The sequence below is a fragment of the Leptolyngbya sp. Heron Island J genome, assembly GCF_000482245.1.
Classification (GTDB): Bacteria; Cyanobacteriota; Cyanobacteriia; order Phormidesmidales; family Phormidesmidaceae; genus Leptothoe.
In genome coordinates, this window is sequence record NZ_AWNH01000115.1 from 138779 (window position 1) to 150715 (window position 11937).

General features: G+C 49.3%; 11 protein-coding genes. 7 read left to right on the forward strand and 4 right to left on the reverse strand.

Annotation, left to right across the window (positions count from 1 at the left end; translation table 11 throughout):
• Positions 1-253 precede the first annotated feature (253 nt).
• The 4 genes from N836_RS76830 to codB all read left to right on the forward strand — a co-directional run bounded on the left by N836_RS76830 (position 254) and on the right by codB (position 3026).
• On the forward strand, positions 254-430 hold the full coding sequence (locus N836_RS76830) for a hypothetical protein (protein WP_161635057.1): 177 nt from the start codon (positions 254-256) through the stop codon (positions 428-430).
• A 164-nt stretch (positions 431-594) separates the two neighbouring features.
• On the forward strand, positions 595-1026 hold the full coding sequence (locus tag N836_RS0139870) for a GIY-YIG nuclease family protein (protein WP_023076815.1): 432 nt from the start codon (positions 595-597) through the stop codon (positions 1024-1026).
• A 205-nt stretch (positions 1027-1231) separates the two neighbouring features.
• Complete coding sequence (locus N836_RS70970) at positions 1232-1672, forward strand: FHA domain-containing protein (protein ID WP_023076816.1); 441 nt, start codon at positions 1232-1234, stop codon at positions 1670-1672.
• 88 nt (positions 1673-1760) lie between these two features.
• Positions 1761-3026 carry a cytosine permease gene (codB, locus tag N836_RS70975; protein ID WP_023076817.1) on the forward strand — a complete coding sequence of 422 codons (1266 nt, stop codon included), beginning with the start codon at positions 1761-1763 and terminating at the stop codon, positions 3024-3026.
• 93 nt (positions 3027-3119) lie between these two features.
• Here the strand turns inward: codB and N836_RS70980 are convergent, their stop codons facing one another.
• From N836_RS70980 to N836_RS70990, 3 genes are read right to left on the reverse strand one after another with little or no spacing between them, the layout of a single operon-like run.
• Entirely contained in the window at positions 3120-4640 is a 1521-nt protein-coding gene (locus N836_RS70980) for an HlyD family efflux transporter periplasmic adaptor subunit (protein WP_023076818.1), read from the reverse strand.
• A 2-nt stretch (positions 4641-4642) separates the two neighbouring features.
• Positions 4643-7627 (reverse strand): peptidase domain-containing ABC transporter, encoded by a 2985-nt coding sequence (locus N836_RS70985; protein WP_023076819.1) that lies wholly within the window; start codon positions 7625-7627, stop codon positions 4643-4645.
• Positions 7628-7668: 41 nt separating this feature from the next.
• Complete coding sequence (locus tag N836_RS70990; protein ID WP_023076820.1) at positions 7669-8391, reverse strand: peptidylprolyl isomerase; 723 nt, start codon at positions 8389-8391, stop codon at positions 7669-7671.
• 578 nt (positions 8392-8969) lie between these two features.
• Between N836_RS70990 and N836_RS70995 the strand changes: the two genes are divergently transcribed.
• The 3 genes from N836_RS70995 (at position 8970) to N836_RS71005 (ending at position 11211) form a co-directional block, all read left to right on the forward strand.
• Positions 8970-10016, forward strand: a complete 1047-nt coding sequence (locus N836_RS70995) for a PstS family phosphate ABC transporter substrate-binding protein (RefSeq protein WP_023076821.1) — start codon at positions 8970-8972, stop codon at positions 10014-10016.
• Between the two features lie 57 nt (positions 10017-10073).
• Positions 10074-10796 (forward strand): 16S rRNA (uracil(1498)-N(3))-methyltransferase, encoded by a 723-nt coding sequence (locus tag N836_RS71000; RefSeq protein ID WP_023076822.1) that lies wholly within the window; start codon positions 10074-10076, stop codon positions 10794-10796.
• Between the two features lie 139 nt (positions 10797-10935).
• Positions 10936-11211, forward strand: coding sequence for an ArsR/SmtB family transcription factor (locus tag N836_RS71005; protein ID WP_023076823.1), 276 nt, complete (start codon positions 10936-10938; stop codon positions 11209-11211).
• A gap of 335 nt (positions 11212-11546) precedes the next feature.
• On the opposite strand, the gene N836_RS71010 is transcribed toward N836_RS71005, so the two are convergent.
• Positions 11547-11756, reverse strand: a complete 210-nt coding sequence (locus tag N836_RS71010) for a hypothetical protein (protein ID WP_023076824.1) — start codon at positions 11754-11756, stop codon at positions 11547-11549.
• Between the last annotated feature and the right edge of the window lie 181 nt (positions 11757-11937).

The window sequence follows — 11937 nt, forward strand, 5'->3', positions numbered from 1 at the left end:
TGGTGATCGGTGTATGAGCATCCCCTAGGTAATTGTAAAGTTGATGCAAAGGAATCCAGTGTGCCACTTAAACCAATACCCCAAAGGTGGCCCATTGACGCCTGGAGGTGTTGATACGTTAATGGGGCGTTCACAATCACGGGGCTAAGGTTTTACACCTGTTCTAAGATCAGCTTGACTCCGTTGAAACGCTAATCATTGAGGGGGCCTATCAACCAAGACTTAAGTTCTATAGACAAGGAATTTCAAGCAAATGATAACGACAGTAGCTTCACCCTCAACTCAAGATCAAATGCTTGTTGTAGTCGATCAGCCTCAGCTCCAGCGGCAACCTAGCCCCTGGCGGCGATGGGTGGTACGGGTCGTTCTACAGCCTTTCTTATGGGCAGCTTGGGTACGCTCAAAGGTTATTCTGCGTGAAGAATGGTAGGCGGTTGGTGCGCCAAGGATAAGCGTTAAAAAGCTTTGTTGGTATAGGTATAGTGCAGCTGAGCTGCGAGTCAAAACGGTCTGGGGGCTTTACGATAAAGGCTCTAAGGCCGTTTTGATTGAGGATATTACAATGATGACGATACACCTATTCCCACCTGCTGCATGAGGGAGCGTCATCACCCCAGTCGTTGGGTCTCCGTTCCGCTTGACGATCGACGCCAACTGCCCCAAAAGCCGGGGGTTTATGCAGTTATTAAACGCAAGAAAATTTACTATATCGGGGTTTCAATTAATCTCAATCGTAGATGGCAGGGCAAGGGCCATCATCGATTTGCCCAGGCTGAGAAACTAGGGCGTTCTCGTTTGCACTACGTATTATTGCCCAAGCACGATGCAAAAACCTTGGAGAAGCAATTAATCACTCAGTACAGCCCACCCTGGAACTATTCAAAGGTACCTGTCGCATTGAAGGTGAATTGGTGGCAAAGAGTGTTGATGGCAGCAACCTGTGTGTGGGTGCTGTTTATTTCAAGCCGTAGTTTGATTTTAGGGATGGTAGCTGCGGTAGTTGCGATCGCGCTATTTCGAGTCTAAATCTATCTAAATATCGCTGATGGCTGAGTGAATTTGTTAGAAAGTGCCTTAAGAGTCATATTCAGCACTGGATAAACCTCCCTTTAGCCCGCTCATACATCCTTTAGACAAATATTATTTGTTATCAAAACCGAAGAGTGTGCTGAAGGGAACGTTTAGGCTTGTAAGTCTGTAAATACAGTTTAGATGTCAACAATAGGTACTAATGCAGCCTGATAGTCATCTCTCTAGTATTCTGATTGTTGAAGATAGCCAGGGACGCAGAAAAATAGTCCTGGAAAATCCTATTTATTCCATGGGGCGTGATGCGAAATGTGATATTCGCGTAGCCTCATTATTTATGAGCAGGCACCACGCTACATTGATACAGATTTCTCAAGACGATGGCACATCTCACTACCGGATTTTAGATGGCAATCTCGAAGGCAAGGCTAGCTCGAACGGTATACTCATCAACGGTCGTAAGCTTAAAACTCACCACGATCTGACCAACGAAGATGAAATTGTCTTTGGTCCTCAGGCACGGGCTATTTACTATCAGCTTCAGCGAGCCTCTGGTGCAAATACACCCCGTAATCCCCGTCCAGTTGACCCTGAGCTTGGCACCAAGGCTATTTCAGACGACGAAATTAGGGGTCTTCCGTAGACCGTTGCAAAGGATACTATCCCAATCCGTAAAAACCCCTATGAATAGAGACTAAACCACCTTCACGCTTTACCGGTGAGGTCACTGAATGTCTCTATCCACAGAACCCAATGTATTAGAAACCTCGGTTACCGAGGACTATCCCCTGAGTGCGGTGCCGAAAATGGCCCGTAAACCCTTTTGGTCCCTATGCTTATTATTGATGGGGTTTGCTCTGACATCCACCACCCTGTTTGCAGGCGGTGCCCTGGGGCCTGCATTTAGCGTTCCGCAGCTGATGACCATTATTGTCATCGGTAACTTCATTCTCGGCTGCTATTGTGCGGCATTGGGCTACATTGCTTCCCAAAGCGGTTTGACCACAGTACTCATGGCCCGTTTTAGCTTTGGCAATGTGGGCTCTCGCTGGGTCGATTTCATTATGGGCTTTACCCAAATTGGCTGGTATGCCTTTACCACTGCCATTGTGGTGCAGGTTCTGCTGGAGCTGTTGGGTGTTCCTAGTCAAGGCTTGATCTATGTGGTACTGGTACTGTTTTTTAACTATGCCTTTTGCGCTACAGCTTACATTGGCTATCGAGCAATCGACTGGCTCAGTCGATTAGCGGTACCGGCCATGCTGATTTTGGTGGCCATTAGTCTGTTTCTAGCCTTTAGAGACTTTAATGGAGCCTTACCAGAACCCACCGGGGGGATGAATATGGGAGCAGCCTTAGCTGTGGTGATTGGCACCTTTATCTCCGGGGGAACCCAGGCAACCAACTGGAGTCGTTTTGCGGACTCAGGCAAGAGTGCGGTCATTGCTACCCTCAGCGCCTTTATGTTGGTCAACGGTATTCTGGTATTTGCTGGAGCCTTTTGTACCTTGGTCTACGGTTCTGAAGACTTGATCAAAGCGATGGCGACCCAAGGGATTCTGGCTGGTGGCGTTATCCTCTTGATCCTCAACGTTTGGACAACGCAAGACAATACGATCTACGCGTTCTCCGTAGCAGGGGCCAATATGTTTCGTACCCGCAAACGGCATGCGTTTGTTCTGGGTGGGGCCACCCTAGCCTTGGTCTTTACCCTGTCAGGTATCTACGAGCTGTTGCCTCAGTACTTGATTTTTTTGGGCACCGTCATTCCACCCGTGGGCGGTATCATCATGGTGGACTTTTGGTTGCGTCATGGGGGACGTTTCCCGAAGCTATCATCCAAACTGCCTGCGTTTAACTGGGCAGGTGTGATTGCCTACTTAATTGGTTCTGTGGTGGCCTACACCACTGGCAATGCGGGTTTGGGGATTGGACCCGTCAATGGTATTGCGACAGCGGCCATTATATATGGCATCTTTTGCCGGGTGCTGCGATAGAGAGCAGCCAACACATCAGGGCAGGCACAAGGCCTGCCCTACAGAATGCTCCCTTTTGCACTGGGTTTACTAGAGAGGCCCTACCTCATGCTCTTATCTAGAGAAGAAGTTATCCTTCTTGCGCACAAACAGGTCTGTAAAGAATGAGATGACCGTACGCTTTTCGGTCTTGATGTTGGCATTGATCGACATCCCAGACCGCAGCGTATAGGTTTCACCTCTAGATTCGAGCACCTGAGATGTTAGCTGAATCTCGGCGGGGAATCGGTAGAACGGATAAATCTCATCTGGGGGCAAGGCATCGTCCCCAATATGGACTAAATACCCATCAATATCACCGTATTCACTGTAGGTAAAGGCATCGATCCGCACATCAACTTGTTGACACTCGGCTTCAATCCCTGCCTGGTTATCGTTCTGGACGGCAACCTGACAATCATCAGTCAGCTGTACAAAACCAATATCCTGGTTGGGAATAAAGACGCGGGCAATGAGATTGTCTTGGGGGACAATTTCTAAAATCGGTTCGGTGGAGTTAGCGGCATAGCCAGGTTGGTTGGCCCTGAGGTTAAAGACGGCCCCGCGGACTGGGGCCGTTAACTCGCGAAATCGTAGCTGTTCTTCAAGCTGGGCAATGCGACTACCCAGTTCTTGCCGCTGGGTTTCATTTTGTAAGACGGTTTGTCCCAGGGTGCTGTCGATGGCGGAAATGCGTTCCCGATTGTTGCGAATTTGATCGCGACGGGTACGTTCAAATTCGAGTTCAGCCCGCTCAATTTCAGCTTCAGCCTGGTTGATTTGAGCATTGAGACGGCTAATTTCATCCTTTAAGGTGTTGACCCGCGTTAATCGAGTGCTGACTTCTTGTTCTTGTTGTAATCGGCTCAGCTCTGCAACGGCTCCTTCGGTTTCTAGCCACTCTAATCGGCTCAGAATTTCTTCGTTAGTTCTTAAATCATTTTCGGCATTAAGCAGTTCAGAGCGGGCCTGGCTCAGACGACCCTCCAAGTCTTTAATTTGCTCACGGTTTTGGATTTGTCGTGTTTGGATTTCTCCCCTGGCAATGGTGACATCGGCTGCGGCCTCAGCGGATAAGTCCGCCGTATCACCATTAATTTGGGCCTGATAGATGCGATTGCTCGCTTCTAACTGATTCCTTTCTTCTAGCCGCTGTTGCAGATCGGCGGCGGTTATCTCGCTAACAGCATTGCCATCGCCGTTGCCATTTTGGGCGCGATAGATTTCAGTTTGCTCTGAGAGATATTCTCGAATCTGCAGTAATGACTCTAGTTCAGCGTTGGCGGCTGACTGATTGAAGGTGATGAGGACGTCACCTTTTTCGACTAAATCGCCCTCTCTGACATGGATTTTTTCGATCACGCCACCGCTGGGGGTTTGGACCGGCTGTACTACATCTACGGGTTCTAATTTGCCCTGGGCTGGGATGGTTTCTTCGACTCTGGCGAGAAATGCCCAGAGAATACTGATACTGGTAACACCCAGAATTGCCCAAACAATGGCCCGTGACCACACGGGAGACTGCCGCAAGATAACGGGTTGATCAAAGGGTTGGGGTTGGCTGGCACCGCTACCTTGTACTTGTTGAGATGTCATGACTAACCGTTCCCTTGTTGCTGATTTAGACAGTAGTAACGTCCCCGGAGGGCTAGGAGTTGATCGTGGGTGCCTGCTTCGACAATCGATCCTTGGTCCATGACTAGGATGTGATCGGCTGTACGTAAGGCTCCAAGTCGATGGGTGATAAAGAAAACTGTGCGGCCTTTGGCCCACTTCATCAGGTTGTTGGATACTTGAGCCTCGGTGTCGTAGTCGAGGGCGCTGGTGGCCTCGTCCAAGATTAGTAGACGGGGATTTTGTAAAATGGTGCGTGCGATCGCAATTCGTTGTCGCTGACCTCCCGATAAGGACGACCCCCGCTCGCCCACCCGAGTGTTGTATCCCACTGGTAACCCCATAATGAACTCATGACAGCAGGCAATTTGAGCAGCCTGAATCACTTCATCAGTCGTAGCCTCGGGGTTAGTCAGGGCAATATTTTCTTGAATCGTCCCCTCAAACAACAGACTATCCTGGGGCACAATTCCCACCTGTCGCCGCAGGGAATATAGTTCAACCTTATTAATATCGTAGTTATCGATCAGGATGCGACCTGAATTGGGCTCGTACAGCCTCGGCAGCAGTTTCATCATGGTACTTTTACCCGAGCCGCTCTGACCCACCAGCCCCACAAACTGCCCCACTGGAAACTCAACGTTGATGTTGGAGAGCTGCAACGGACCGGAGGCCCCAAACCGGAAGGAAACATTTTCATAACGCACATGGCCTTTGATATCCGGCATCGGAATCTGGCTGCGCTGCTCTTCTTCTTGTTCCTGGGGATGGTCGATGATGTCGCTGAGTCGCTCCAAGGACAGCGCCGTCTCTTGGAAGTTCTGCCACAGCTGGGTCAGACGCAGCAGTGGCTGGGTGACATAGCCCGCAATAATGCGGAAGGCGATGAGCTCACCTAGGGTGAGTTCACCTTCGAGCACTAAGAAGGCTCCGAACCACAGCACCAGCAGACCAGAAATCTTATTTAAGAAATTACTGGCAGAACTAGCTGTTGTGGACGTTAGTACGGTCTTAAAGCCATCGCTGACATAGCGGCTATAACGGTCCTGCCATTTCCAGCGGGTATTAAGTTCAATGTTTTGGGCCTTAACCGTTTGAATACCCGATAGGGCTTCCACCAAAAATGATTGAGTCTTCGCGTTTTGCTCGGCTTTGGCCCGCAGCTGACGGCGAACAATCGGCGAAACAAAAAAGGTTAGTCCTAAAAACAGAGGAATGGTCGCCAGAGAAACCACCGTCAGTTTGACGCTATAGATCAACATGACGATGATGTACACCACCGAGAAAACAGCGTCCAGCACAACGGTGAGGGCCGTACCGGTGAGAAACTGACGGATGTTTTCTAACTCGTTCACACGGCTGGACAGTTCACCCACCGGACGCCGGTCAAAATACTTAAGCGGCAGTCGCAGCAGATGGTCGATGGTCTGGGAGGCCAGGGTCATGTCGATCCGATTGGTGGTATCGACAAACAGATAGGTGCGCAGGCTGCCGAGAATTGCTTCGAAGACGGCCACAATCACCAGGAAAATACCAAGCACATGTAGCGTATCTACGCTCTGCTGCACAATTACTCGGTCAATAATCACCTGAATCATCAGGGGATTGGCCAGACCAAAGATTTGGTAGAAAAACGATGCGGCCAGTACCTCGACTAGCACCCACTTATATTTTTGTAGGGAAGGCACAAACCATGACAGCCCAAATCGCTGCTGGGGTGTCTGCGCTGTGGTCTCTAGCAGCAGTACTTCACCGTCAGAGCCCCAGATTTCCTCGAAGGCCTGGGGGGAATGGCGCACAATTTCGCGATCTTCCGGACAGCCGATGATATATTGTCGAGCTGAGGTTTCATATAGCAGGGCGTAGCTATCACGCCACCTGATCAGGGCCAACTTTGGTAACCGACCAATGGCACTAGCAGGGACTTTGGCCAGTTGGGGTTTTAGCCCTAGCATGTCCGCCACGGCTCCGCAGGATGCCAGGGAGACTTGCCCCAAACGTGCTTTTTGGTTGGTTAACACTCGTCGGACGACGTCGCGTTTAAAGGGCATGTTGAAGTGCTTGGCCAGCATCTCAAAACAAGCCACCAGGGTATCCATTTCACCGCGAGCCCGGATATGGGGATAGTCTACGTTACTGCTTTGCTGCTCAGAATCGCGGTCGAAGCCTTGGGGAATGGCATCTGCGTAGGGAATTTCGGGGGCGGATGCTGTGGAAGTGTCTTCCCAGAGGTCGGCATCGAGAGCCTCGGCGGCCTTAGTTTCTACCTGGGCTGCCAGGGTAACGTGGGGAATCCCGACTAGACGAGCACCGTTAGCGCTCAGTACTTCTGTGGAGGCGGCAGTGGGACTTAGCTGACTGCCTTGTTCATGAAAGGCGATGTTACCACGGCTGATAAACCATAGATGCCGTTGATCCAGGTCGCTGTGCTTGAGGGGGCCAGCGGGTACTTCTTGAATGGCAATCCCTTCATTGCGAATGGTGGTAGTGATTTCGGCAATGTCTCCGATATTATGGGCCTGCTTTTCGAAGTATTGGCTCAGAATTTCAAAAAGCTCGGCTAAGTAGCCTTGATTTTGGACGGCGTTGGCAAACTGAGGATGGTTGGGAATCAGCTGCTTGATGGTCGTGATGGGGATGGCAACTGCAACGATTTCAGTGGATGCGATCGCACTTTCACACGCCACTCCCCGCGCTGGCCCTGCTAGACCCAAGATATCCCCAGGCCCTAATAAATCCAGAGTGATCGGATTTTTGGTGTAAGGGTCATAGCCCAGCAACCGCACCTGACCTTCTTTAATCAATATCACCTGGTGCGGCATGGTTTCACGCCTGAGGATAGGCTGACCCATGCGATATCTCAGCAGCTGGCTCGTATCAGCCAAACTCTGCAATACCTCCGTTGGCAAGCAGTTAAAGGGCTCGGTATCGCTTAGCTGTTGCTGTATAGGATTAACGGTATAAGTCATAAGTTATAAGAGCTATGCGTGCATAAGCGCTAATGCCTTGATCAAGACACAAGGGGTTGGACCGCTGTCGCCTGCGTTGTTTCTTTAAGCCATGTTTTAAAGAGTTCATCCATGAGACGCTGACGCATGGATTCATCAAACTGTGCCGGTACGAACTTTTCTAGACGAGTAATTACGTACCACTCACCGATAGGAGTGGGGGACCACAGCTGTCCCGGCTGACTAACTGAAAGCATCCGGCCAATCATCGGATGAGGCACACTCAGTTCAACCGGGCCAATCAATCCGCCTGTTTGAGCCTCTTGCCCTTCAGAATATCGTCGGGCCAGGTCGGCAAATGACTCACCATCGTCGTTCAAACGAAAATAGAGTTCCTGGGCCAAGCTCGGATCTTTAGTCCGAATCAGCGAATAGAGCACCCGATCTAAACTAACCTTGCGTTCCAAGAAATATGATTCTATTTGATGTCCCCAGGTCTCTTGCTTAAACTTGGCGATTTTAGCCTCTCTCAGGGCCATCATATACATCTGGTCTTGGGTTAGCTTGTTTTGCGCCTGCCACGCCTGCTGCTGCTGCTCAGTCACAAGGTTACGCTGATGGCAAAACGTTTTGTAGGCCTCCTCGAGATCGCAGTTAATGGATGCGATGGCTTGGTCCACGACGATTTCCTGCACCAGCCTGGGCAAAAGCTGGTGCTGCTGTAATCGCTCTAGCAATGTGCGAATATCAAGTTCTGAATCGCCAATTTTCAAAACTGCTGACATAAGGAAAACCCTGATGGACTGAATGCTGTAGCGTTTTTTCTAACGGAAGTAACTAAGGGATCAGTGCCTGTTTGAGCCTGCTGATCTGAACGGCAGGGCGCTCAAACTCAGCCTCAGATAGTAATCACCATTACTCAAACAATTCCAAACTAGCATCAGGAAAATTCGTCATAGTTTTTATATTTTATATATTTGAGATAATTTTACAGACTCATAAAACGGCGGCGGCTTAAGCTTTCTCGTTTAAATTTCACACTCAAGGACATTGATCAGCAGGTGTGCCCAGGTAGGTCAGTAAATGTATCGATAACAGCTAAAAATCAATGGTAAGTATAGTTAAACCTTGCTGACAGGCTGGGTCAGTGGCTCTAACTAATTCTTCGTAACTAGCTTGACTGTTCCGGTTGGTTTTCCGTACATTTATGCCGATGGTTGCGCGGGCTTCTCCACCACTGGCGTAGACTAAAGTTTCAATAAATTTTGAATTTATTAAAACTCATTATAGATTTCCTGATGGTGGCTACTTCAGGGGCACCGTCGAGGTATCACGGCTGTCAGTCAACATATTTACTATCGCTATGCAGCAACAGCAAACTAAAACGCTTATGGTAATTACCCTGGCCGGTCTGGGGCTAGTTGGTGGGGTATTTGGCTTACTCACATGGGTGGTTGGGGGTGGGGGTGGCTCAGCGCCAGTGGCAACCTCTGATAGTGACAACACCAGCATCCCTGCGCCGACAAATCAATTAAAAGACATTCAAAATGTGCCGCAGGGGCTATTTAACTACGGAGGCAGCACCACCTGGATTCCGGTACATAATCCTGTGAACGAGGTTATTGCCAGTACATTTCCCGAGTTTCAATTACGATATACACTGCCGGCTACAGAGGCACCTGGCTCAGGCACTGGGATTCAGATGCTTTTAGATGGCCAGCTGTCTTTTTCCGAATCGTCTCGATCGGTCAAAGATGATGAATATCAGGTGGCCCAGCAACGTGGTTATAGCCTGGAGCAAATTCCAGTGGCCATTGATGGCATTGCTTTAGCAGTTCATCCAGACTTGGGCATGGAGGGGCTGACGGTTGAGCAAGTGCAGGCAATTTACAGAGGGGAGGTGTCCAATTGGTTAGAACTGGGTGGTCCTGATCTGCCAATTAGTGCCTATAGTCGTTCGCCTGAGGCCGCTGGTACAGCCCAGTACTTTTTGGAAGCGATTATTGATGCACCTGCCTATGGAGAAAACGTAACCTTTGTCGGTGATACCACTACAGGATTGCGTCAGGTGTTGAGCAATCGAGGTGGAATTTACTACGCTTCGGCTCCTGAAATCGTCAATCAATGTTCCATTTATGCTATCCCTCTCGCATCCCAAAATCAACCTGATAATTTTGTTCCACCGTTTACAGCTCCCTGGCGCACTGGCAGTGAGTGTCTAGATAACGAAAACACTGTGAATGAGACTGGGTTTCGTGGTGGTGAATACCCATTGACTCGGCGACTGTTTGTGATTGTGAAAGCAGATGGCGATACGGATGAGATGGCTGGGCGAGCCTATGCCAATATGCTGCTATCGCCGGAAGGGCAATCATTGATCGAACAGTCTGGTTTTATTGGTGTGCGTTGACCCTGATCCGACTTAAACTCTTGATTAGTTTAGTGGGGAGCAGCTCAAAATTAGCGAATGCAGCGCATTACCATTAGTTCAAGCCAACGGGTGGCCGACACGTTGCAACTGACCAGCGAGCAAATTCATTATCTGCGCCGGGTGCTACGGTTAAAACCCGGCGATGTGTTTATTGCCCAGGATGGTCAGGGGCAACAGTGGCAGAGTCAACTAACGCAAACCTCAGACTGTGCGCAAATCCTTTCTACGCTGGTGCCGTCGGTGCGCCCGGTGACCTTGGAGTTGGCGGCAGCCTTGCCTAAAACTGGATTTGATGACGTGGTCCGTCAGGCGACTGAGCTGGGGGTGACGGATGTGCAACCTTTGCTGAGTGAGCGTACGCTTTTGAACCCAAGTGCCAAAAAGTTGGATCGGTGGCAGCGGATTGCCCAGGAAGCTTCGGAGCAATGTGAGCGGGGCTATGTGCCGACGATCAAATCGCCACTAAAATTTGCGGATTGGATCGCATCAGAGTCTGTCTCTGCAGGGAACTATTTCTGTGTTGCCAGGGTCAAGGCACCTGGGCTATTGCCTTGTGCACAAGCACTTTTGAATGATTCTCCTCAGCAATCGATTCGAGTGGTGATTGGTCCGGAAGGGGGCTGGACGTCTGGGGAAATCGCGGTTGCGATCGCACATGGCTACCAAGAAACCTCTCTTGGTTCCGGAATATTACGCGCAACAACAGCTGCGCTGATTGCCTTAGCGATTATCTCATCAATTAGAGAACAGTTGATGTAAACAAATCTCGCGTATTTGTCCGGATGGCCTGCTGTCGACACCTTAGCTAATTTGGAAAAAAATTCAAATGATTTAGGTAAGTGTTATTCAGCCTACCAACATTTGAATACGGGGTTTAGTTTTTATTCAATCGATCACCATGCACAGTTCAGTTAATCAGGAACACGTATTTTCAGGATTTCATGCGCTATCAGAACCCATTCGCATTCAAGTATTAGAACTTCTGCGCGAAGGAGAGTTTTGTGTTGGCGATATGTGTGAACGTCTAAGTATTGCTCAGTCAAAACTGTCTTTCCATCTCAAAACACTTAAGCAAGCGGGCCTAGTGACGGCTCGGCAACAGGGACGTTGGATGTATTACAGCCTCAACCCTGAGCAGTTCAGTATTTTGGAAACCTATCTCTCTAACTATTAGTTGACCACACCAGCTACGTGCCGGGAGAATAACGATACTCAGGATAAGTAGTCTGCGTGCGTGTTTCTCCTAAGACAAAACCGTCGTGTCAAGCTTGACACGACGGTTTTGTTGTATCGATTAGCTTTACTCTAGATGGCGGTGGTGAGGACAATCTAGAATCCTGAAATTGGCTACTGCCAGTATGTTTCTCATGCCTCCGTGCTCATTCCTTTGTCTATGCATCCAATGAAAAAGATGCTTCTACGCCTGACCAGTTCTAGTGTGTTAGCGGGACGTCTACGTTTAATGACACCGTAGCAAATGAGAGCTTGATTTCTATGGTAAAGCTGTGCTCAGCCTTGCTGCTGTAGTCGATAGCAGTAGCGCCACAGACGAATACCCCAATACGCAATAGTAATGACCAACAGAATAGTGCTGATCCAATGCAACCAAGGCCAGTGCAAGCCGAACCGGGTTAATGTGAAGATTGCCAACTCATCGATAAAGTTTAACGCTAGTAGAACGCTTTTTTGAATCAGGTCAGTGAGGTTATCAAGTTGCATGGTGTCAAGCTCTTTTGCAGGTTTGACTTTACTGTAAGAAAGTTGTCAGTTTTATACAGCCATGAAACCAGCCAAATGAGCTACGGAAAATACTAAATTTGATTGCAGAAACATGCAAAAGAGCGTTGGCACTATCCCATTATGGGGCTGCCGTAGAGATGTATCAGATACCACTGTCCAC

Bases quoted from the DNA above. Each gene is read 5' to 3' on its own strand.
- N836_RS76830 (WP_161635057.1), top strand. From the start codon at position 254: ATGATAACGACAGTAGCTTCACCCTCAACTCAAGATCAAATGCTTGTT.
- N836_RS0139870 (WP_023076815.1), top strand. From the start codon at position 595: ATGAGGGAGCGTCATCACCCCAGTCGTTGGGTCTCCGTTCCGCTTGAC.
- N836_RS70970 (WP_023076816.1), top strand. From the start codon at position 1,232: ATGCAGCCTGATAGTCATCTCTCTAGTATTCTGATTGTTGAAGATAGC.
- codB (WP_023076817.1), top strand. From the start codon at position 1,761: ATGTCTCTATCCACAGAACCCAATGTATTAGAAACCTCGGTTACCGAG.
- N836_RS70980 (WP_023076818.1), bottom strand. From the start codon at position 4,640: ATGACATCTCAACAAGTACAAGGTAGCGGTGCCAGCCAACCCCAACCC.
- N836_RS70985 (WP_023076819.1), bottom strand. From the start codon at position 7,627: ATGACTTATACCGTTAATCCTATACAGCAACAGCTAAGCGATACCGAG.
- N836_RS70990 (WP_023076820.1), bottom strand. From the start codon at position 8,391: ATGTCAGCAGTTTTGAAAATTGGCGATTCAGAACTTGATATTCGCACA.
- N836_RS70995 (WP_023076821.1), top strand. From the start codon at position 8,970: ATGCAGCAACAGCAAACTAAAACGCTTATGGTAATTACCCTGGCCGGT.
- N836_RS71000 (WP_023076822.1), top strand. From the start codon at position 10,074: ATGCAGCGCATTACCATTAGTTCAAGCCAACGGGTGGCCGACACGTTG.
- N836_RS71005 (WP_023076823.1), top strand. From the start codon at position 10,936: ATGCACAGTTCAGTTAATCAGGAACACGTATTTTCAGGATTTCATGCG.
- N836_RS71010 (WP_023076824.1), bottom strand. From the start codon at position 11,756: ATGCAACTTGATAACCTCACTGACCTGATTCAAAAAAGCGTTCTACTA.